18 protein-coding genes are annotated in these 20801 nt (G+C 70.9%); 12 read left to right on the forward strand and 6 right to left on the reverse strand.

What is annotated here, in order from left to right:
• Nucleotides 1-149 precede the first annotated feature (149 nt).
• From OG322_RS36600 to OG322_RS36610, 3 genes are all read left to right on the forward strand, one after another.
• Nucleotides 150-1259 (forward strand): NAD(P)H-dependent flavin oxidoreductase, encoded by a 1110-nt coding sequence (locus OG322_RS36600; protein WP_123466923.1) that lies wholly within the window; start codon nt 150-152, stop codon nt 1257-1259.
• Nucleotides 1256-2797: an acyl-CoA synthetase gene (locus tag OG322_RS36605; RefSeq protein WP_123466920.1), complete on the forward strand. Its 1542-nt coding sequence runs from the start codon at nt 1256-1258 to the stop codon at nt 2795-2797. Before OG322_RS36600 ends, OG322_RS36605 begins: the two co-directional genes overlap by 4 nt.
• Nucleotides 2798-2928: 131 nt before the next feature.
• Nucleotides 2929-4428, forward strand: a complete 1500-nt coding sequence (locus tag OG322_RS36610) for an acyl-CoA synthetase (RefSeq protein ID WP_123466918.1) — start codon at nt 2929-2931, stop codon at nt 4426-4428.
• Between the two features lie 19 nt (nt 4429-4447).
• Here OG322_RS36610 and OG322_RS36615 read toward each other — a convergent pair whose 3' ends face one another.
• Both OG322_RS36615 and paaK read right to left on the reverse strand, forming a co-directional pair.
• Nucleotides 4448-5239: an SAM-dependent methyltransferase gene (locus tag OG322_RS36615; RefSeq protein ID WP_124286381.1), complete on the reverse strand. Its 792-nt coding sequence runs from the start codon at nt 5237-5239 to the stop codon at nt 4448-4450.
• A gap of 182 nt (nt 5240-5421) precedes the next feature.
• Entirely contained in the window at nt 5422-6717 is a 1296-nt protein-coding gene (paaK, locus tag OG322_RS36620; protein WP_123466915.1) for a phenylacetate--CoA ligase PaaK, read from the reverse strand.
• Between the two features lie 277 nt (nt 6718-6994).
• Between paaK and OG322_RS36625 the strand changes: the two genes are divergently transcribed.
• Entirely contained in the window at nt 6995-8518 is a 1524-nt protein-coding gene (locus tag OG322_RS36625) for an alpha/beta fold hydrolase (protein ID WP_123466913.1), read from the forward strand.
• 25 nt (nt 8519-8543) lie between these two features.
• Here OG322_RS36625 and OG322_RS36630 read toward each other — a convergent pair whose 3' ends face one another.
• Nucleotides 8544-10178, reverse strand: a complete 1635-nt coding sequence (locus tag OG322_RS36630; RefSeq protein ID WP_123466911.1) for an FAD-dependent oxidoreductase — start codon at nt 10176-10178, stop codon at nt 8544-8546.
• A 264-nt stretch (nt 10179-10442) separates the two neighbouring features.
• Between OG322_RS36630 and OG322_RS36635 the strand changes: the two genes are divergently transcribed.
• The 7 genes from OG322_RS36635 to OG322_RS36665 all read left to right on the forward strand — a co-directional run bounded on the left by OG322_RS36635 (nt 10443) and on the right by OG322_RS36665 (nt 15774).
• The gene (locus tag OG322_RS36635) at nt 10443-11564 is read left to right on the forward strand and encodes a SchA/CurD-like domain-containing protein (RefSeq protein WP_123466909.1); all 1122 of its coding nucleotides are present in this window, start codon (nt 10443-10445) and stop codon (nt 11562-11564) included.
• Between the two features lie 76 nt (nt 11565-11640).
• Complete coding sequence (locus OG322_RS36640) at nt 11641-12075, forward strand: cupin domain-containing protein (RefSeq protein ID WP_123466907.1); 435 nt, start codon at nt 11641-11643, stop codon at nt 12073-12075.
• Nucleotides 12072-13340, forward strand: a complete 1269-nt coding sequence (locus tag OG322_RS36645) for a beta-ketoacyl-[acyl-carrier-protein] synthase family protein (RefSeq protein WP_123466905.1) — start codon at nt 12072-12074, stop codon at nt 13338-13340. Before OG322_RS36640 ends, OG322_RS36645 begins: the two co-directional genes overlap by 4 nt.
• Complete coding sequence (locus OG322_RS36650) at nt 13337-14587, forward strand: beta-ketoacyl synthase N-terminal-like domain-containing protein (RefSeq protein WP_123466903.1); 1251 nt, start codon at nt 13337-13339, stop codon at nt 14585-14587. Before OG322_RS36645 ends, OG322_RS36650 begins: the two co-directional genes overlap by 4 nt.
• A gap of 40 nt (nt 14588-14627) precedes the next feature.
• Entirely contained in the window at nt 14628-14885 is a 258-nt protein-coding gene (locus OG322_RS36655; protein WP_123466901.1) for an acyl carrier protein, read from the forward strand.
• Nucleotide 14886: 1 nt separating this feature from the next.
• A complete protein-coding gene (locus tag OG322_RS36660) occupies nt 14887-15366 on the forward strand; it encodes an SRPBCC family protein (protein ID WP_123466899.1) in 480 nt (159 codons plus the stop codon).
• Between the two features lie 75 nt (nt 15367-15441).
• Complete coding sequence (locus OG322_RS36665) at nt 15442-15774, forward strand: TcmI family type II polyketide cyclase (protein WP_123466897.1); 333 nt, start codon at nt 15442-15444, stop codon at nt 15772-15774.
• An 82-nt stretch (nt 15775-15856) separates the two neighbouring features.
• Here the strand turns inward: OG322_RS36665 and OG322_RS36670 are convergent, their stop codons facing one another.
• The 3 genes from OG322_RS36670 to OG322_RS36680 form a co-directional block, all read right to left on the reverse strand.
• Nucleotides 15857-16924, reverse strand: coding sequence for a methyltransferase (locus OG322_RS36670; protein ID WP_123469506.1), 1068 nt, complete (start codon nt 16922-16924; stop codon nt 15857-15859).
• A 35-nt stretch (nt 16925-16959) separates the two neighbouring features.
• Nucleotides 16960-18033 (reverse strand): right-handed parallel beta-helix repeat-containing protein, encoded by a 1074-nt coding sequence (locus tag OG322_RS36675; RefSeq protein WP_123466895.1) that lies wholly within the window; start codon nt 18031-18033, stop codon nt 16960-16962.
• A gap of 159 nt (nt 18034-18192) precedes the next feature.
• Complete coding sequence (locus tag OG322_RS36680; RefSeq protein WP_123466893.1) at nt 18193-19821, reverse strand: acyl-CoA synthetase; 1629 nt, start codon at nt 19819-19821, stop codon at nt 18193-18195.
• Between the two features lie 164 nt (nt 19822-19985).
• Between OG322_RS36680 and OG322_RS36685 the strand changes: the two genes are divergently transcribed.
• Nucleotides 19986-20786 carry a crotonase/enoyl-CoA hydratase family protein gene (locus OG322_RS36685; RefSeq protein ID WP_123466891.1) on the forward strand — a complete coding sequence of 267 codons (801 nt, stop codon included), beginning with the start codon at nt 19986-19988 and terminating at the stop codon, nt 20784-20786.
• Nucleotides 20787-20801: the final 15 nt, after the last annotated feature.

Below are 20801 nucleotides of genomic sequence, written 5' to 3' on the forward strand. Positions count from 1 at the left end.
CGAAATCTTTTCCGACCCTGAAACTTCCTGCCGGACCAGAGGGTACTGGCACCCTCCGCCGCCCCGGAGGCCCCTGGAGCCACAAAGAATCTGACACTGCATCAGAAAATCTCTTCCTTCGGCTGTCCGACTGCGGCATCCTGCCGCCCATGGAGACGGAGCTGAGCAAGAAACTGGGGATCGAGCACGCCATCTTCGGCTTCACGCCGTTCCCCGCGGTGGCCGCGGCCATCACCCGGGCCGGCGGATTCGGCGTGCTCGGAGCGGTCCGCTACACCGCCCCCGACGACCTCGCGCGCGACCTCGACTGGATGCAGGAACACACCGACGGCAAGCCCTACGGCCTCGATGTCGTCATGCCCGCGAAGAAGGTGGAGGGCGTGAGCGAGGCCGATGTCGAGGCGATGATCCCGGCCGGACACCGGCAGTTCGTCCAGGACACCCTCGCCAAGCACGGCGTCCCCGAACTCGCAGCGGGCGAGGCCTCCGGCTGGCGCATCACCGGCTGGATGGAGGAGGTCGCCCGCAATCAGCTCGATGTGGCGTTCGGCTACCCGATCAAGCTGCTCGCCAACGCGCTGGGTTCACCGCCCGCCGACGTCATCGCCCGCGCCCACGACCAGGACGTGCTGGTCGCCGCCCTCGCCGGAAGTGCCCGGCACGCCCGGCACCACGCGGACGCGGGCATCGACGTCGTCGTCGCCCAGGGCTACGAAGCGGGCGGCCACACCGGGGAGATCGCCTCCATGGTGCTGGTCCCGGACGTCGTCGACGCCGTCGGCCCGCTCCCCGTCCTCGCCGCGGGCGGCATCGGCAGCGGCGAACAGGTCGCCGCCGGGCTGGCCCTCGGCGCCCAGGGCGTGTGGCTCGGCTCCCTCTGGCTCACCACCGAGGAAGCCGACATGCACTCCCGCGCCCTGACCGCCAAACTCCTCGCCGCGGGCTCCGGCGACACCGTCCGCTCCCGCGCCCTCACCGGTAAACCCGCACGCCAGCTGCGTACCGAATGGACCGATGCCTGGGACGACCCGGCGGGCCCCGGCACACTGCCCATGCCGCTCCAGGGGCTCCTGGTCGCCGAAGCCGTCTCCCGTATCCAGAAGTACGAGACGGGCGCCCTGCTCGGCACCCCCGTCGGCCAGATCGTCGGCCGGATGAACACCGAACGCAGCGTGCAGGCCGTATTCGACGACCTGACCCGCGGCTTCGAACGCGCCGTGGACCGGATCAACCGCATCGCCGGACGGAGCACCGCATGAACCAGCCGCCCAACGGCTTCTGGGCCCAGGCCACCGCCGACCCCGACCGTACGGTCCTGATCGCACCCGACGGCGAGAACTGGACGGCCGGACGGCTGCACGCCGACGCCAACCGGATGGTCCACGCACTGCGCGCGGCCGGTCTGGAGGAGGGCGACGCGTTCGCCGTCGTCCTGCCCAACGGGGTCGAGTTCCTCACCGCCTACCTGGCCGCCTCGCAGGCCGGGTTCTACCTCGTCCCGGTCAACCACCACCTCGTCGGCCCCGAGATCGCCTGGATCGTCTCCGACTCCGGTGCCAAGGTGCTCATCGCCCACGAACGCTTCACGGCCGCCGCGACCGCCGCCGCCGAAGAGGCGAAACTGCCGGCGAGCCACCGCTACGGCGTCGGCAGGGTCGAAGGCTTCCGCCCGTACGCCGACCTGCTGGAGAACCGGCCGGTCTCACCCCCCGAGGGGCGCACCCTCGGCTGGGTCATGAACTACACCTCCGGCACCACGGGCCGGCCGCGCGGCATCCGGCGCCCGCTGCCCGGAAAGCTCCCCGAGGAGACCTACCTCGGCGGCTTCCTCGGCATCTTCGGCATCAAACCGTTCGACGGCAACGTCCATCTGGTCTGCTCACCGCTCTACCACACCGCGGTCCTCCAGTTCGCGGGAGCCGCCCTGCACATCGGCCACCCGCTGGTCCTGATGGACAAGTGGTCGCCCGAGGAGATGCTGCGGGCGATGGACACCCACCGCTGCACCCACACGCACATGGTCCCCACTCAGTTCCACCGCCTCCTCGCCCTCCCCGACGAGGTGAAGCGGGGGTACGACGTCACGGCGATGCGCCATGCCATCCACGGGGCGGCTCCCTGTCCCGACCACGTCAAACGGGCCATGATCGACTGGTGGGGCGAGTGCGTCGAGGAGTACTACGCGGCCAGCGAGGGCGGCGGTGCCTTCGCCACCGCCGAGGACTGGCTGCGCAAACCCGGCACCGTCGGCCGGGCCTGGCCGATCAGTGAACTCGCGGTCTTCGACGACGACGGCAACCGCCTCGCGCCCGGCGAGCTGGGCACCGTCTACATGAAGATGAGCACCGGCGGCTTCAGCTACCACAAGGACGAGGGCAAGACGAGGAAGAACCGCATCGGGGACTTCTTCACGGTGGGCGACCTCGGCGTCCTCGACGAGGAAGGCTTCCTCTTCCTCCGCGACCGCAAGATCGACATGATCATCTCGGGCGGGGTCAACATCTACCCCGCCGAGATCGAGAGCGCGCTGCTCACCCACCCCGCGGTCGCCGACGCCGCCGTCTTCGGCATCCCGCACGCCGACTGGGGCGAAGAGGTCAGAGCGGTTGTCGAAGCCGCGGAGGGGCACGAGGCGAGTGACGCGCTCGCCGCCGAGATCCTCGGCCACTGCGACGGGCAGCTCGCCGGGTACAAACGCCCCAAGACCCTCGGCTTCATCACGACGATGCCCCGCGACCCCAACGGCAAGCTGTACAAACGGCGTTTGCGCGAGCCCTACTGGGAGGGCCACGCCTGACGCCGCTCACGGGCCCGCGCACCCGCGCGGGCCCGTCGCGATCAGCCCCTGACCCTTCGGCGGGCCCGCCCGACATCCCGGCCGGTATCCAGACCCTTGACCGCCGGGCCCCGCCCGCACAGGATCACGCCATGACAGGTGTACGAAGCAGCACAGTGGACGGCGTCGTGACCCGCAGCGCACGGCGCACCCCCGAGCGCACCGCCCTGCGGTACGCCGACCGGACCTGGACCTACCGCGGGCTCGACGAGGCGGTCGGTACCGCGGCCGCCGTCCTCATGGACGGGCACGGGCTGCGCCCGGGGGACCGGGTGGCCGCCTACGCCCACAACTCCGACGCGTATCTGATCGGGTTCCTCGCCTGCGCCCGCGCCGGACTGGTCCACGTCCCGGTCAACCAGAACCTCACGGGCGAGGACCTCGCGTACGTCCTGGGCCAGTCCGGCAGCTCCCTGGTCCTCACCGACCCGGACCTCGCCGGCCGCGTCCCGGACGGATACGCCGTACGGGCGCTGCGCGACGCCCCGGACTCCCTCCTGGCCGAACTGGCCACGCCGCGCGCCTTCACACCCGGCCACGAACCGGGAGCGGACGACCTGGTCCAGCTGCTGTACACCTCGGGGACCACCGCGCTCCCCAAGGGCGCGATGATGACGCACGGCGCGCTCGTCCATGAGTACGTCAGCGCCGTCACCGCCCTCGACCTCCGCGCCGGCGACCGGCCCGTCCACGCCCTGCCGCTCTACCACTCCGCGCAGATGCATGTGTTCCTGCTGCCCTACCTCGCGGTCGGGGCCGAGAACACGGTCCTGGACTCCCCGGACGCGGGCCGCATCTTCGACCTCGTCGAGTCCGGACAGGCCGACAGTCTCTTCGCCCCGCCCACCGTCTGGATCGGCCTGGCCAACCACCCGGACTTCGCGCGGCGCGACCTCGCCGGGCTGCGCAAGGCGTACTACGGCGCGTCGATCATGCCCGTACCCGTACTGGAACGGCTCCGCGGCCGGCTGCCCGCACTGGCCTTCTACAACTGCTTCGGGCAGAGCGAGATCGGCCCGCTCGCCACCGTCCTGGGACCCGACGAGCACGAGGGCCGGATGGACTCCTGCGGCCGGCCCGTCCTCTTCGTGGAGGCCAAGGTGGTCGACGAGAACGGCAAGGACGTCCCCGACGGCACCGCGGGCGAAGTGGTCTTCCGCTCACCCCAGTTGTGCAGTGGCTACTGGGACAAGCCGCAGGAGAGCGCCGAGGCGTTCCGCGACGGCTGGTTCCACTCCGGCGACCTCGCCGTACGCGACCCGGAGGGCTACTTCACCGTCGTCGACCGGGTGAAGGACGTGATCAACTCCGGCGGGGTCCTCGTCGCCTCCCGTCAGGTCGAGGACGCCCTCTACACCCACCCCGCGGTCGCCGAGGCGGCCGTCGTCGGACTGCCCGACGAGCGCTGGATCGAGGCCGTCACCGCCGTTGTCGTGCTGCGGGACGAGGCGACGGAGGCCGAACTGATCGGCCACGCCCGCGAGAGGCTCGCCCACTTCAAGGCCCCGAAGAAGATCCTTTTCGTGGACGAACTCCCGCGCAACGCCAGCGGCAAGATCCTGAAGAGGGAGCTGCGCGACCGCTTCGCCTGAACACCGCGCGCCGCCGGTGCTATCGCAGGACGCGGGCGACCCCGACGTGGAAGCTGTCGATGGCGACGCTGCTCTCCGGGAGCGGTGTGTCCTGGTGCCACAGCGGGGCCGTGACCAGGCCCGGATCGACGAGGTCGAGTCCGTCGAAGAACCGTGCGACCTCGGAGCGCGTCCGGGGCCGCAGGCTGATGCCGCTCGACCGGTACGTCTCGGTCTTGTCCTGCTCGGCGGGGAGGAATTCGTTGGTGAAGTGCGAGAGCACCAGACAACTGCCGGAGGGCAGTGCGTCGACGAGGGTGCGGGTGATGCCGTAGGGGTCGTCCTCGTCGGGAACGAAATGCATGAGAGCGATGAGGGAGAGTGCGATGGGCCGGTCGAAGTCCAGCAGGTTCCGCGCGTGGCCGAGGATCTTCTCCGGCTCGCGCACGTCGGCGTCGAGGTAGTCGGTGGCGCCCTCGGGGGTGCTGATGAGCAGCGCCTCGGCGTGACGCAGGACGATCGGGTCGTTGTCCGTGTAGAGGACCCTGGCCGCCGGGTTGATCTCCTGGGCTATCTGATGGAGGTTCGGCCGGGTCGGGATCCCCGTCCCGATGTCGAGGAACTGGTCGATGCCCGTGCGCGCGGCCCAGCCGACCGCACGGTGCATGAACGCCCGGTTCTGCGCGACACCGGCTTTCGCCACGGGCGGCATCTGCGCGCCGAGTTCCTGGTCCACCGGGTAGTTGTCCTTGCCGCCCAGAAGATAGTCGTAGACGCGCGCCGGGTGCGGCCTGCTGGTGTCGATCGGGGAGTCGGCCGGGCCTGGCGTCATGGAGAGCTCCAGAGTTCTTCGGCGCGCAGCGTGCGAGGAGTACGCAGCGTGCGCGGAACAGGCGGGACGGGGCGACGCGGGCCAGGCTGTCCCCCTACGGGCCGTCGCCACATCGACGCATACTGCCACAGCAACCACGGGGAACCCATGGAACGTTGAGCCGGGACCTCCGTGGCCCCCGGTCAACTGCCCGGCCGGTCCCGCTCGTCCACGATCCGCCTGAACTTGCCGACCGACCTCTCCAGCGTCTCCGGGTCGAGGATCTCCACCCCGACCGAGACCCCGATCCCGTCCTTGACGGCCGCCGCGACCGATGCGGCGGCGGCCGCGCGCTGCTCCGGTGTCGCCTCCGCCCGGGCCTCCGCGCGCACCGTCAGCACATCCAGCCGGCCCTCGCGGGTCAGCCGCAGCTGGAAGTGCGGCGACACCGCCGGCGTACGCAGCACGATCTCCTCGATCTGGGTCGGGAAGAGGTTCACCCCGCGCAGGATCACCAGGTCGTCGCTCCGCCCGGTGACCTTCTCCATGCGCCGGAAGACCCGTGCCGTCCCCGGCAGCAGCCGGGTCAGATCCCGGGTCCGGTAGCGGATCACCGGCATGGCCTCCTTGGTGAGCGAAGTGAACACCAGCTCACCCTCGGAGCCCTCGGGCAGCACCTCGCCGGTGAACGGGTCGACCACCTCCGGATAGAAGTGGTCCTCCCAGATGTGCAGCCCGTCCTTCGTCTCCACGCACTCCTGGGCGACGCCCGGGCCCATCACCTCGGACAGCCCGTAGATGTCGACCGCGTCGATCGCGAACCGTTCCTCGATCTCGCGCCGCATCTCCTGCGTCCACGGCTCGGCGCCGAAGATCCCCACCTTCAGCGAGGTCGAGCGCGGGTCGACGCCCTGCCGCTCGAACTCGTCCAGGAGCGTCAGCATGTACGACGGCGTCACCATGATGATCTCGGGCCGGAAGTCCTGGATCAGCTGGACCTGCCGGGCCGTCATGCCGCCGGACGCGGGAATGACCGTGCAGCCGAGCCGTTCCGCCCCGTAGTGCGCGCCGAGCCCACCGGTGAACAGCCCGTATCCGTAAGCGACATGGACCTTCTGCCCCGGGCGGCCGCCCGCTGCCCGGATCGAGCGGGCGACCACGTCCGCCCAGGTGTCCAGATCACCCTGGGTGTAGCCGACGACGGTCGGGCGGCCAGTCGTTCCGCTGGAGGCGTGGATCCGGCGCACCTGTTCCTCGGGCACCGCGAACATCCCGAACGGATAGTTGTCCCGCAGATCGGCCTTGGTGGTGAACGGGAACCGGGCGAGATCGGCGAGCGAGCGGCAGTCGTCCGGGTGCAGCCCCGCCCGGTCGAACGCCGCTCTGTAGTGGTCGACGTGGGCGTAGGCGTGGTGCAGTGTCGCCCGCAGCCGTTCGAGCTGGAGCGCCCGCAGCTCCTCGCGGTCCATCCGTTCCGCCGCGTCCAGCAGAGCCGTCATGCCGATCTCCCTCTTCCCTGCGCACCGTGCAGACGACCGATCATTCGGTCGTTTCTCCCGGGAGCAGTAATTCAGGATCTTCCGCCCGCTGGCAAGAGGTGGGACACGACGCATGTCGCGGGACAGGACCGGATGCGGCCGGCCCACCGCGCACGCATACTCCCCGGCCGGCGGCCGACCCGGCACAACTCACCGGCCAGGGACCGTTCTGCGCACCGCGGATACGCTCGTACCGAACAGGGCTGCATCACCCGGTCGGCCCTGTTTGGATGGTTCCATGCCGACTTTCCACACGTACGACGGAACCGAACTCGCGTATCACCTCGTAGGACAGGGCGCCCCGCTGATCTGTCTGCCGGGCGGGGCCATGCGGGCAAGCGCCTACCTCGGCGGCCTGGGCGGGCTCGGCGGCCACAGGCAACTGGTGCTGCTCGATCTGCGGGGCACCGGGGACTCCGCCGTACCGGACGACACCACCACCTACCGCTGCGACCGGCTGGTCGATGACGTCGAGGCACTGCGCGAACACCTGGGACTGGAGCACATCGATCTGCTCGCCCACTCGGCGGCCGGGGACCTTGCCGCGCTCTACGCCGCGCGATACCCGCAGGCGCTGCGCAATCTGCTCCTCATCGCACCCGGAACGCGGGCTGCCGGATTGGGGTTCGCCGAACGCGAGGCCCGCGAGGCCGCCGGGCTGCGTCGCACGGAACCGTGGTACGAGGACGCGCTCCCGGCTCTGGAGCAGATCTGGGCGGGACGACTCACGGACGAACTGCGCGCCGCCGCAAGGCCGTTCCTCTACGGCCGTTGGGACGCCGCCGCGCAGGACCACGCCGCGTCGTCCGCAGCGCAGATCAACGCCGTTGCCGCCCAGGGCTATTACGGGCAGGGGGCATTCGATCCGGCCACGACGGTGGCCGCACTGCGCGAGCTGCCGGCCCCGGTACTCGTCCTCACCGGAGAGTACGACGGCGTGACGACCCCCGACCGCGCCGCCGAACTGGCCGCGCTCTTCCCGAAAGCCGAATTCGCCGTACAGCGCGGCGCCGGACACTTCCCGTGGCTCGACGACCCGGGGGCCTTCGTCCGCACCGTCACCGCCTTCCTGGACCCGGATGTGCACAGCGTGCAGGCCGGCGGGATACGGCTCGCCTACCGGGTGTGGGGAGACCCGGCCGCGCCGCCGGTCGTCCTGGCCCACGGACGCGGCGGGGACAGCCGCACCTGGACAGGGATCGCCGGACAGCTGGCGGCCCGGCACCGCGTGTACGCGATCGACTTCCGCGGCCACGGCCTCAGCGACTGGCCCGGCCGCTACTCCTTCGAACTGTTCCGCGACGATCTGCACGCGTTCCTGGAGGCCCGCAACCTCTCCGGCGCCACCGTCATCGGGCACTCCATGGGCGGCGCGGCGGCCTATCTGCTCGCCGAGCGGCAGCCCGGACTCATCGGCCGGCTCGTCCTGGAGGAGGCCCCGCCGCCCTTCCCGCTCGATCCGCCACGCGGCCCCGCCGAACGCCCCGACGGGGAACCCGACTTCGACTGGCCCGTGGTGCCGTCCATCAACGCCCAGCTCAATGAACCCGATCCGGCCGGCCGCGAACGCCTCGGCGAGATCACCGCGCCCACCCTGGTCATCGGGGGCGGTCCCAGCAGCCAGATCGACCAGGAGGACCTCGCCTGGATGGCCCGGCGCATCCCCGACTGCCGGCTCGTCACCATCGACGCCGGCCATCTCGTGCACACCGAACGGCCGGAGGAATACCTCGCGGCCCTCCGGTCGTTCGGTGTGGCCTGACGGAGCGGCACAGGTCGCCCGCCGCTCAGTCCCGGTGCAGCAGCGCCACCATGACGTCCAGCAGCGTCGCCTCGGCGTCCGCAACACCCGTCTCCGAGCGCCAGGCGACGAACCCGTCGGGGCGGACCAGCACGGCGCCCCCGATGCTCGTCCCGTGCGCCTCGGCCCAGTCGGCACCGGCCTCCGGCTCCAGATCGCCGCCGGGACCGGTGCCGATGCCGAACGCGTCGAGCCGCACGGCCAGCCGGTCACCGACCCGCGCCGCCGCCCGCCGCCACGCCACGTCCGCGCCATCGGCGAGCAGCACGAACGAGCGCTCGTAGAGATCCAGGGTGGAGATCCGCTCACCCGCCCGCCGGACCCACAGGTGCGGCGCCCGGCTGCCCGGTTCACCCGTCAGCTGCATCCCCTGGGGCACCACCGGCTGATCCGCGGCCACGCCCAGCACCGCGCCGTCCACATAGCGGTAGCCCAGCGCCACGTTCAGCATTCCGCCGCGCTTGCCGCCGCCCACGGTGGGCGGCGGAGCGTACCCGGGGTGGCTGTGTTCGTCGGAACGTGCTGAGGCCCGCTCGCTCGTCGCCCGCGCCACCGGCAGCCGCTCCGCCCCGTACGTGTCCAGCAGACCCGGCCCCGCCTCACCGCGCAGCACGGCGGCGAGCTTCCACGCCAGGTTGTGCGCGTCCTGGATACCGGTGTTGGAGCCGAACGCCCCGGTGGGCGACATCTCGTGCGCCGAGTCACCGGCGAGGAACACCCGGCCCCGGGAGTAGCGGTCCGCCACCCGCTCCGCCGCGTGCCACGGCGCCTTGCCGGTGATCTCCACGTCGATGTCCGGGGCGCCGACCGCCCTGCGGATGTGCGCGGCGCACCGCTCGTCCGTGAAGTCCTCCAGCGTCTCGCCCAGACCGGGCTGCCAGGGCGCGTGGAACACCCACTGCTCCTCGTTGTCCACCGGCAGCAGGGCGCCGTCCGCATCCGGGTTCGTCAGGTAGCAGACGATGAAGCGCCGGTCACCGAGCACATCGGCGAGCCGACGGGAGCGGAAGGTGATACTCACGTTGTGGAACAGGTCACCGGCCCCCGAACGGCCGATCCGCAGCTGCTCGCGTACCGGGCTGCGCGGGCCGTCGGCGGCGATGAGATAGTCCGCCCGCACCGAGGTGTGCTCGCCGGTCTCCCGGTTCTTCAGGGCCGCGCCGACACCTGAGCCGTCAGGGTCGAACGAGAGCAGTTCGGTGGAGAACCGCAGATCGCCGCCCTGCTCCCGGGCCCGGTCCAGCAGCACCGGCTCCAGGTCGTTCTGGCTGCACAGGCACCAGCCCGCCGGGCTGAAGCGGGCGAGCGCGCCACCCGGATCGATCTCCTTGAACAGCCACTCCTGGTCGTCACCGGTCAGCGAACCGGCCTGCAGAATGCCGTGATTCTCCGCCAGCACCGAAGCGGCCGCCCGGATCTGCGGCTCCACCCCCGCCTTGCGGAAGATCTCCATCGTGCGCACGTTGTTGCCTCGGCCGCGTGGATGCGTCGAGGTGGCGGAGTGCTTCTCGACCAGCAGATGCTCGACCCCGAGCCTACCGAGGAAAAGGGACGCGGACAGGCCTACCAGGGAGCCGCCCACGATGAGGACCGGTACGTGGAGGTCGACGTTCTCGTTCATCAGTTGCTCCAGCTCGGACGCCGTACAGATGCAGTGTTCATGCCCTCGCCGGAGCGGTTCGGACGCCCGCTCACCTGAACGGTTCATAAATCTCGCGTCAGGCGGACCAGCGTTTCACGATCGGTGACGGAGACGACGCCCGCAGTCCGGGGCGAACCGTGCGTAACCGCCGGGAGACTCCCCGCTCCGATTCCACTCGACAGCCGCCGGTTACCCAGCTAACCGGAAGGCCGGCCGCCCCAACGTCTCTAAGGAGTTCGCAAGATGACCACCACCCTCTCGGAACGGACCTCCCAGTCCGCCTTCGACGGATCAAGGCTGCGGGTCATCCTGCTGCTTGACCTGCACGACGGCGCCCAGACGCAGTTCCTGGAGGCCTACGAACACATGCGTAACCAGGTGGCTTCCATCCCCGGACACATCAGCGACCAGCTGTGCCAGTCCATCGAGAACCCGTCCCAATGGCTCATCACCAGCGAGTGGGAGAGCGCGCCGCCCTTCCTCGCCTGGGTCAACAGCGAGGAGCACGTCGCCACCGTCCAGCCCCTGCACAGCTGCGTGCGCGACACCCGGTCGCTGCGCTTCAGCGTCCTGCGGGAGACCGGCGCCGCCTTCGAGGAGAGCTTCGAGCCCCTCAAGGGCGGCCTCCAGGCCGCGCCCCGCCTGGGGGACGGAGTGGTGCGCCACGCACTCACCTTCACGGTCAGGCCGGGCACCGAGGAGATCGTCGCGAAGATCCTCTCCGACTACGACGCCCCGGAGGCACGGGTCGACGAGCACACCCGGCTGCGCCGCACCTCGCTCTTCATGCACGGCAATCGCGTCGTGCGCGCGGTCGAGGTCGAGGGCGACCTCCTCGCGGCCCTGCGCCACGTCTCCCGGCAGCCGGAGGTCCGGGCCGTCGAGGAAGCGCTCAACCCGTACCTGGAGCAGGACCGCGACCTGGCCGATCCCGACTCCGCCCGGATGTTCTTCACCCGGGCGGCGCTGCCCACCGTCCACCACGTGACGACGGGCCGCCACGCCGATGGGGACCTCAAGCGCCACGCGTTGTTCTACCAGGCCAAGGAGGGCTGCGGGATGGCCCTGGCCCGGCTCCTGGCGGAGCACGACGAGGAGGAGGCCGACGACGCCGGCAGCCCCATCGACAGCAGCACGATCTTCCAGCGCGACGACGTCGTCGTCCGGCTCCTGGAGATGGACGGCCCCCTTGACGCACAGCCCGCGGTGTCGCTCGGCATCCACGGCCCCGACAAGGCGGCCAGGCTCGCCCGCCTCCTCGACGGGGAAGCGAACTCCGTACCGACCAGCGACCAGGACGCCGCGCGCTTCCTCACTCGCGCCGGGATGCACCTGATCACCGACCGGCGGGCCGCGCATTCCTGAACCGCGTATCAGCACCCTGGGGGGTTCTCGCCCGACCCGTCGATACAACGCACAACGCGCCAGGAGGAAAACAGTCATGACCATGCACCGGCCACGCATCGTGGACCTCAGTGAGACCCAGCCCAACCGCAGGCGCGGAGGTGACCTGCGCGCTCTGCTCACCCCGACGGCGGTGGGTGCCACCAGCGGCTTCATGGGACTGGCCATTGTTCAGCCCGGAGACCGCATCGGCGAGCACTACCACCCGTACTCGGAGGAGTTCGTGTACGTCGTGAACGGGCTCCTGGAGGTCGACCTGGACGGTGAACCGCACGCGATGCGGCCCGACCAGGGGCTGCTCATCCCTCCGAACGTCCGGCACCGCTTCCGCAACGTGGGCGACATCGAGGCGCGCATGGTCTTCCACCTGGGGCCGCTCGCCCCCCGCCCGGAGCTCGGCCACGTCGACACCGAGCACACCGAATCCGCCGAGCGGGGCGCGCCGCCAGAACGAACCGAGGCCGCTTCATGACCCGGCGCGTGGCGGTCACCGGTGTCGGAGTCGTCGCGCCGGGCGGGATCGGCACACCGGCCTTCTGGGACCTCCTCGCCAACGGCCGTACGGCGACACGCGGCATCACGCTCTTCGACCCGGCCGGCTTCCGGTCCCGGATCGCGGCCGAGTGCGACTTCGACCCGGCGGCGTACGGACTGGACGAGGACGAGGTCGCCCGCTCGGACCGGTACGTCCAGTTCGCGATGGTGGCCGCCCGCGAGGCACTCGCCGACGCGGGCCTCGACCAGGAGCGCACCGACCCCTGGCGCATGGGCGTCTCGCTCGGCACCGCGGTCGGCGGAACCACCCGGCTGGAGCACGACTACGTCGCCGTCAGCGACAGCGGCGCACGCTGGGACGTCGACCACCGCCTCGCCGGGGCCCATCTGGAGCGGGCCTTCTCACCCAGTTCGCTGGCCTCCGCCGTCGCTGAGCAGGTCGGAGCGCACGGTCCGGTGCAGACCGTCTCGACCGGCTGCACCTCCGGCCTCGACGCGATCGGCTACGCCTTCCACTCCATCGAGGAAGGCCGCGTCGATGTCTGCATCGCCGGGGCGTCGGACTCCCCGATCACCCCGATCACGGTGGCGTGCTTCGACGCGATCAAGGCGACCTCGGCCAACAACGAGGACCCGGAACACGCCTCCCGGCCCTTCGACTCCCGCCGGGACGGCTTCGTGATGGGCGAGGGCGGAGCCGTGCTCGTCCTGGAGGAGCTGGAGCACGCCCGCGCCCGCGGGGCGACGGTGTACTGCGAGATCGCCGGCTACGCGACCTTCGGCAACGCGTACCACATGACCGGGCTGACACCGGAGGGTCTCGAGATGGCCGAGGCCATCAACCGGGCGCTCGGCCACGCCGGGATCGCCGCCTCGGACATCGACTACGTCAACGCACACGGCTCGGGCACCAAGCAGAACGACCGGCACGAGACCGCAGCCGTGAAGCGGGCCCTCGGTGCGCACGCCCACGACGTGCCGATGAGCTCCATCAAGTCGATGGTCGGCCACTCGCTCGGGGCGATCGGGGCGATAGAGATCGCGGCCTGCGTACTCGCCCTGGTCCACCAGACGGTTCCGCCGACGGCGAACTACGAGTCCCCGGACCCCGAGTGCGACCTCGACTACGTGCCGCGCACCGCGCGTTCGCTGAAGCTGCGCAGCGTCCTCTCGGTCGGCAGCGGCTTCGGTGGCTTCCAGTCCGCGGTGGCCCTGACCAGAACCGGTGGGAGGACACCATGAGCATCCGAGAGGACCGGCGCACCGTCGTCACCGGAATCGGCGTCGTCGCCCCCAACGGCACGACCACCGAGACCTTCTGGAAGCAGACGCAGGAGGGCATGAGCGTCCTGGACCGGGTCACCCGCGAAGGGTGCGAGGAGCTCCCGCTGCACGTGGCGGGAGAGGTCAGGGGCTTCGACCCGGTCAGCCTGATCGAGGAGCGCTACCTCGTCCAGACCGACCGGTTCACGCACTTCGCGATGGCCGCGGCCGACATGGCCCTGGACGACGCAAGGCTGGGCCGCGCCGACTACGAGGACAAGCCGTTCAGCGTGGGAGTGGTGACCGCCGCCGGTTCCGGCGGGGGCGAGTTCGGCCAGCGCGAGCTGCAACGGCTGTGGGGCCAGGGTTCCAAGTACGTCGGCCCCTATCAGTCGATCGCCTGGTTCTACGCCGCGAGCACCGGCCAGATCTCCATCCGTGGCGGCTTCAAGGGGCCGTGCGCGGTGGTGGCCAGCGACGAGGCCGGCGGCCTGGACGCACTGGCCCACGCCGCCCGGTCGGTCCGGCGCGGCACCGACGCGGTGGTGGTCGGCGCGGCCGAGGCCCCGCTCGCGCCCTACTCGGTCGTCTGCCAGCTCGGCTACCGGGACCTGAGCGCCTGCGAGGACCCGACGCGGGCCTACCGCCCGTTCACCGCGGCCGCCTGCGGATTCGTGCCCGCCGAGGGCGGCGCGATGTTCGTGCTCGAGGAGGAGGGCGCGGCCCGGGAGCGCGGCGCCCGGGTCAGGGCCGAGATCGCCGGTCATGCCGCCACCTTCACCACCGCGATGCGCTGGGAGGAGTCCCGAGAGGGCCTCGCCCACGCCATCGAGGGGGCGCTGCGGGAGGCCGGCTGCGCGCCCGAGGAGATCGACGTGGTCTTCGCGGACGCCCTCGGAGTCCCCGAGGCCGATCGCGCCGAGGCACTCGCGCTGGCCGACGCGCTCGGTGCGCACGGCCGGCGCGTCCCGGTCACGGCGCCCAAGACCGGCATCGGGCGGGCGTACTGCGGTGCCCCCGTACTGGACGCGGCCGCCGCCGTGCTCGCCATGGAGAACGGTCAGATCCCGCCCACGCCCAACGTCTTCGAGGTGTGCCACGACCTCGACGTCGTCACCGGACGGGCCCGCGCCGCCGAACTGCGGACGGCGCTCGTGCTCAGCCGCGGCCTCATGGGCTCGAACGCGGCGATGGTGCTGCGCCGCCCCGACGGCCGCGGCGAGTGAGTGCCCCACCGACACCCCTCGTGAGAAGGAGAAGCCCCTCATGACCGATCCACTGACCTACGACGAACTCGCCGCCCTGATGAAGAAGGGCGCCGGGCTGACCGTCGACCCCCGGGAGATGGAGGACCGCCCCGGCACCGCCTTCGACGCGTTCGGCCTCGACTCGCTGGGCCTCCTCGGCATCGTCGGCGTACTGGAGAACCGGCACGGACAGCCGTTGCCGGCCGAGGCCGACCGGTGCAGGACGCCCGGCGAGTTCCTCGACCTCGTCAACAACACCCTCATGACAGGAGCCTGATGTGTCCGGACACACCGAGAACGAGATCGTCATCGCCGCCCCCCTGGACCTCGTCTGGGACATGACCAACGACCTCGCGAACTGGCCCGACCTGTTCAGCGAGTACGCCGCGGTCGAGATCATCGAGCGCGACGGCGAGCGGACCACCTTCCGCCTGACCATGCACCCCGACGACAACGACAAGGTGTGGAGCTGGGTCTCGGAGCGCACCACGGACCGGCCCGGCCGCTCCGTCTCGGCCCGCCGCGTCGAGCCGGGCCCGTTCCAGCACATGGACATCCACTGGGAGTACTCCGAGGTCCCCGGCGGCACCCGCATGCACTGGGCGCAGGACTTCGCGATGCGCCCCGACGCCCCGGTCGACGACGCCTGGATGACCGACAACATCAACCGCAACTCGCGCGTCCAGATGGAGCTCATCCGGGACAAGATCGAGCAGCGCGACCGCGAGCGCCGTTCGGCGTCCGTCACGGCCGGCTGACGTCCCGTTCGCCGACGGTCCGGCCACCCGGCCTCCCGGCCGGGTCCCGGCCCGGGTACAGAAAGGCACCACCCGATGCACCACGCCCTGATCGTCGCCCGGATGGCCCCGGAGTCGGCGCCGGACATCGCCGAACTGTTCGCCGCCTCCGACAGCAGTGAGCTGCCGCACCTGGTCGGCGTCACCCGGCGCAAGCTGTTCCAGTTCGGCGACGTCTATCTGCACCTGATCGAGTCCGACCGCCCGCCGGGCCCGGAGATCGCCAAGGTGACCGCTCACCCCGCGTTCAAGGACATCAGCGACCGGCTCACCGCCTACGTCAGCCCGTACGACCCGCAGACCTGGCGGGGGCCGAAGGACGCGATGGCCCAGGAGTTCTACTGCTGGGAGCGCGACACCCCGGCCTGACGAGCCTGACGACGCGGATCGCCCCGGGCCCGGCCTTGCGGCCGGGCCCGGGGCGATCCGCGTGCTGCCCGGAACGGGGGAGTCAGCCCGGGACCACGCATTCGAACGCGTGGAGGTAGGGGTTGACCGGCCGGATCTCGCCGATGAGCAGCCCGGCCTCCGACAGCCGGTCGACCAGACTCTGCCGGGTGTGCTTGGCACCGCCGACGTTCAGGAGCAGCAGCAGGTCCATGGCGGTGGTGAACCGCATCGAGGGGGTGTCGTCGATGAGGTTCTCGATGACGACGAGCCGGGCCCCCGGACGCGCCGCCGCGACGACGCTGCGCAACGCCCGGCGGGTGCTGTCGTCGTCCCACTCCAGGATGTTCTTGATGATGTAGAGGTCGGCCGCCACCGGGATGCCCTCACGGCAGTCCCCGGCCACGATGGACGCCCGGCCGGCGAGCGAGCCGCCGTCCCGCAGGCGTTCGTCGGCCCGCGCCACCACCCCCGGCAGATCCATCAGGGTGCCGCTCGCCGACGGGTGCTTCTCCAGCAGGCTCGCCAGTACGTGCCCCTGACCGCCGCCGATGTCGGCGACCACGGACACCCCGGTGAGGTCGAGGAGCGCGGCGACGTCCAGCGCGGACTGCACGCTGGACGTGGTCATGGCCCGGTTGAACACCTGGGCCGACTCGTGCGCGTCCTGGTGGAGGTAGTCGAAGAACTCCTTGCCGTGCACGTCCTCGAAGACGTTGCGGCCGGAGCGCACCGCGTCCTCCAGCCGCGGCCAGACGTCCCAGGTCCAGGGCTCGGTGCACCACAGCGAGATGTACCGGAGGCTGTTCGGGTCGTCCTCGCGCAGCAGTCGCGACATGTCGGTGTGGGTGAACGCGCCGTCCGCGGTCTCGGTGAAGACGCCGTAGCAGGACAGGGCGCGCAGCAGCCGCTGCAGCGGCTCGGGTTCGGTCTTCACCACCGCGGCCAGCTCGGCGGCGGTGGCGGGTGTCTCGCCCAGCGCGTCGGCGACACCGAGCCGGCACGCGGCGCGCACGGCCGCGGCGCAGGCGGCGCCGAACACGATCTCGCGCAGCCGCATCGCCGGCTGGGGGGTGGCAGCGGGCGGGATGGGAGTGGTGGCGGGGATGGGGGTGGTACTCAGGGTGGTCATACCGTCTCGCTTCTCCTCGTACGGGGGTGCACCGGTCAGCACATTCCGGCCGGTGCGGACGTCGTGCAGACGTTGCCGGTGAAGTTGTTGCCCGTGCCGGTGTCCTCGTTGGCGAGGTCGGCCGGCCGGTTGCCCGTGACCACGTTGCCGCTGATGGTGTTGTCGGTGTTCTTCGCTCCGACGAAGCTCTTGAACAGGACGACACCGCCCGAGAGCGGGGTGGCACCCACGTTGTCCCGGATCACGTTGGAACGCACCTCGGTGGTCTCGGCGCCGGTGAGGACGATTCCGGAGCCCTGGAGCGCGGGCAGCCGGGCGGTGGCGGCGCAGAACTTGTTGTTCCCGGTGACCCGGTTGGACCGGATGGTCATGGCGCCGGCCTTGGGCGTTCCCTCGTCGCCCACGACGAACACGCCGCTGCAGTTGGCGGTGAAGGTGTTGTCGCGGACGGTCATGTTCCGCACACGCCGTGCGGTGAGCCCGATCCGGTTGCCGGTCAGTGTGTTGCCCCGGATCTGAGTGCCCAGGGTGTTGGTGGCGCCGCCCTCCTCGTCGACGCTGTTGGCGACGAAGATGCCCGCGTCGCCGTTGTCGCGGGCGGTGTTGTCGCGGATGCCGGAACGGGTGGAGCGCTGCTGGGCGATGCCCCAGGTGCCGTTGGACCCGGAAGTCACGTCGCGGATGTCCAGCCGGTCGGTCCAGGAGGCCCAGACACCGTTCTTGGCGAACCCGGCGACGGTCAGGGACCGGACGGAGACGTCGTGCACGGTGTGCTGGGCCGTGCCCAGGACGCAGACGCCGTTGCCGGCCTTCGCGCACGCGTTGTCCGGCTGCGCGCGGCTCGTGCCCGGCACGATGACCGTACGGTCCCCGGAGCCGCGCAGGGTCAGGCCCGGTGTGCTGATCAGCACGCTCTCGCGGTAGGTGCCGGGCTGGACGACGATGGTGTCACCGGGCTTCGCGGAGTCCACCGCTGCCTGGATCGACTGGCCCGGATACACCACATGGCCGCCGGCGGCAGCGGCCGAGACGGACGGCACGGCCGCGCCCAGTCCGGCGGCCGAGACGGCTGCGATGCCCACGAGGCATTCGAAGTGTCGTTTCCTCATGAGCCGAAGCTATGGGCGATCACCCCCCGATGCCACGCAGGGTGACCGGTTGAGCGCGTGACGTGCCCGAATGGCTTACGTCATGCCCCGCGGCCCGTGTCCGCCGCGGACGCGGGGCCGCGCACTCGGGTGATACCGGCGACGGGCGCCGCGCCCGTCTCAGCCGTCGGACGGGCGGACGGGTGCGACGACCGAGCGGGCCCACCGGTAGTCCGCCTTGCCGCTGGGGGAGCGCCGGATCTGCGGGGCGATCACCAGGTGCCGTGGGATCTTGTAGCCGGCCAGCCGTGTCCGGCAGTGCGCCTGGACGTCATCCAGCGAGGGTGCCTCGGCGCCCTCGCGCAGCTGCACCACGGCGGCGACCTGGCTGCCCCAGCGCTCGTCGGGCGCCCCGGCGACCAGCGCGTCGTACACGTCCGGATGGGCCTTGAGGGCCTGCTCGACCTCCTCCGGATACACCTTCTCGCCCCCGGTGTTGATGCACTGCGATCCCCGGCCGAGCACCGTGACGATGCCGTCGGCGTCGACGGTCGCCATGTCGCCGAGCAGCACCCACCGCTCCTCGCCCTTGTGGAAGAACGTCTCCGCGGTCTTGCGCGGGTCGTTGTAGTAGCCGAGCGGCACATGACCGCGCTGCGCGATCCGCCCCGGCACGCCCGGCTCCACCGGCTCATAGGTCGCCGGATCGACCACCGCCGTACGGGAGTTCATCCGCAGCCGGAAGCCGTTCCTCGGCCCGGAGTCGGCCGTCGCGGTGCCGTTGAAACCGGACTCGGAGGAGCCGAAGTTGTTCAGCAGCATCACATTCGGCACGAGCGCCTGGAACTCCGCCCGCACCGAGTCGGACATGACCGCGCCCGAGCTGGAGACGGAGAACATCGACGAGCAGTCGGTGTCCTTCAGCGGTCCCTTCAGTGCGTCGATCAGCGGGCGCAGCATCGCGTCGCCGACCAGCGACACACTGGTGACCTTCTCCTTCTCGATCGTGCGAAGCACCTCGTGCGGCACGAACTTGCGGTGCACCACGATCCGCTGCCCGAAGTTGAAACCGATGAACGCGGTGAGCGTCGAGGTGCCGTGCATCAGCGGGGGAGTGGGGAAGAAGGTGATGCCCTCGCCGCCCGCGGCCACCCGTTCGGCCAGCTCCTGCGGGGTCTTCACCGGCTCGCCGGTCGGCGCGCCGCCGCCGAGGCCGGAGAAGAAGAGGTCCTCCTGGCGCCACATCACCCCCTTGGGCATGCCCGTGGTGCCGCCCGTGTAGATGATGAACTGGTCGTCGGGTGACCGGGGTGCGAAGCCGCGCCCCGGATCCCCGGCGGCCTCGGCCGCCGCGAACGCGACGGCATCCGGGCCCGGCGCACCCTTCGCGGGCGCGCCCACCCGGATGAGGTGGCGGAGCTTCGGCGCCTGCGGCGCGGCGGCCGCGACGCGCTCGTCGAACTCGGCGTCGAAGACGAGCGCCGCCAGGTCCGCGTCCTGGTAGAGGTAGACCAGCTCTTCCTCCACGTACCGGTAGTTGACGTTGACCGGGACGATGCGCGCCTTCAGGCAGGCCAGGACCGTCTGGAGGTACTCGATGCCGTTGTACAGGTGCAGGCCCAGATGCTCGCCGGGGCCGATCCCGGCCTCGATCAGATGATGGGCGATGCGGTTCGCGGCGGCGTCGAGCTCCGCGTAGGTGAGCCTGCGCTCGGCGCCCGTTCCGGGATGGTCGAGGTAGACGAGCGCCTCGCGTTCCGGGACAGCGTCGACCACCGATTCGAACAGGTCGGCAAGGTTGTACTCCACCGTTCCTCCTGACCCCGGTTGGTGAGTGGCTCGGCGTCATTAGAGCGCCGACCGCCACAAGTGGGAAGGGGGCCCGTGAAGAAATCTGACTGCCTGTCAGGAAACTATTGAACTGCCTCCCCAACTACTGCAACCTGTTCTAGCCTTGAGACGGGAGACAGACCATGGGCGGTACGGAACACCTCACCGTGCAGCGCGAAGGCGCCACACTGGTGCTCACCTTGAACAGGCCGCAGAGCAAGAACGCGCTCTCGCTGCCGATGCTCGTCGGCCTGTACGACGGCTGGCTGGCCGCGGACGCGGACGAGGAGATCCGCTCCGTCGTCCTCACCGGCGCCGGCGGCTGCTTCTGCGCCGGCATGGACCTCAAGGCCCTCGCCGGGGACGGCATGGACGGCGAGCAGTACCGGGACCGGATGACGGCCGACCCCGACCTGCACTGGAAGGCCATGCTGCGCCACCACCGCCCGCGCAAACCGGTCATCGCCGCCGTCGAGGGGCACTGCGTGGCGGGCGGCACCGAGATCCTGCAGGGCACCGACATCCGCATCGCCGGCGAGAGCGCCACCTTCGGCCTCTTCGAGGTCAGGCGCGGGCTCTTCCCCATCGGCGGCTCGACCGTTCGGCTGCCCCGCCAGATCGCCCGGACCCACGCGCTCGAAATGCTGCTCACCGGCCGGCCGTACGACGCCGGGGAAGCGGCCCGGATCGGACTGATCGGCCGGGTCGTCCCCGACGGCACCGCACTGGAGGCGGCCCTCGCCGTCGCCGAACAGATCAACGCCTGCGGCCCGCTCGCCGTCGAAGAGGTCAAGGCATCGGTGTACGAGACAGCGGAGATGACCGAGACCGACGGCCTCGCCGCCGAACTGAAGCGCGGCTGGCCCGTCTTCGCCACCGCCGACGCCAAGGAGGGCGCCCGCGCCTTCGCCGAGAAGCGCCCGCCCGTCTACCGGCGGGCCTGAACCAAGGAGGCAACC

This window comes from Streptomyces sp. NBC_01260, from assembly GCF_036226405.1.
GTDB classification, from domain to species: domain Bacteria; phylum Actinomycetota; class Actinomycetes; order Streptomycetales; family Streptomycetaceae; genus Streptomyces; species Streptomyces laculatispora.

What these genes read in the sequence shown, in the direction of transcription:
- OG322_RS36610 (WP_123466918.1), top strand. Translation starts at nt 2,929, where the DNA reads ATGACAGGTGTACGAAGCAGCACAGTGGACGGCGTCGTGACCCGCAGC.
- OG322_RS36600 (WP_123466923.1), top strand. Translation starts at nt 150, where the DNA reads ATGGAGACGGAGCTGAGCAAGAAACTGGGGATCGAGCACGCCATCTTC.
- OG322_RS36605 (WP_123466920.1), top strand. Translation starts at nt 1,256, where the DNA reads ATGAACCAGCCGCCCAACGGCTTCTGGGCCCAGGCCACCGCCGACCCC.
- OG322_RS36670 (WP_123469506.1), bottom strand. Translation starts at nt 16,924, where the DNA reads ATGACCACCCTGAGTACCACCCCCATCCCCGCCACCACTCCCATCCCG.
- OG322_RS36640 (WP_123466907.1), top strand. Translation starts at nt 11,641, where the DNA reads ATGACCATGCACCGGCCACGCATCGTGGACCTCAGTGAGACCCAGCCC.
- OG322_RS36665 (WP_123466897.1), top strand. Translation starts at nt 15,442, where the DNA reads ATGCACCACGCCCTGATCGTCGCCCGGATGGCCCCGGAGTCGGCGCCG.
- OG322_RS36645 (WP_123466905.1), top strand. Translation starts at nt 12,072, where the DNA reads ATGACCCGGCGCGTGGCGGTCACCGGTGTCGGAGTCGTCGCGCCGGGC.
- OG322_RS36655 (WP_123466901.1), top strand. Translation starts at nt 14,628, where the DNA reads ATGACCGATCCACTGACCTACGACGAACTCGCCGCCCTGATGAAGAAG.
- paaK (WP_123466915.1), bottom strand. Translation starts at nt 6,717, where the DNA reads ATGACGGCTCTGCTGGACGCGGCGGAACGGATGGACCGCGAGGAGCTG.
- OG322_RS36635 (WP_123466909.1), top strand. Translation starts at nt 10,443, where the DNA reads ATGACCACCACCCTCTCGGAACGGACCTCCCAGTCCGCCTTCGACGGA.
- OG322_RS36615 (WP_124286381.1), bottom strand. Translation starts at nt 5,239, where the DNA reads ATGACGCCAGGCCCGGCCGACTCCCCGATCGACACCAGCAGGCCGCAC.
- OG322_RS36630 (WP_123466911.1), bottom strand. Translation starts at nt 10,178, where the DNA reads ATGAACGAGAACGTCGACCTCCACGTACCGGTCCTCATCGTGGGCGGC.
- OG322_RS36650 (WP_123466903.1), top strand. Translation starts at nt 13,337, where the DNA reads ATGAGCATCCGAGAGGACCGGCGCACCGTCGTCACCGGAATCGGCGTC.
- OG322_RS36625 (WP_123466913.1), top strand. Translation starts at nt 6,995, where the DNA reads ATGCCGACTTTCCACACGTACGACGGAACCGAACTCGCGTATCACCTC.
- OG322_RS36685 (WP_123466891.1), top strand. Translation starts at nt 19,986, where the DNA reads ATGGGCGGTACGGAACACCTCACCGTGCAGCGCGAAGGCGCCACACTG.
- OG322_RS36675 (WP_123466895.1), bottom strand. Translation starts at nt 18,033, where the DNA reads ATGAGGAAACGACACTTCGAATGCCTCGTGGGCATCGCAGCCGTCTCG.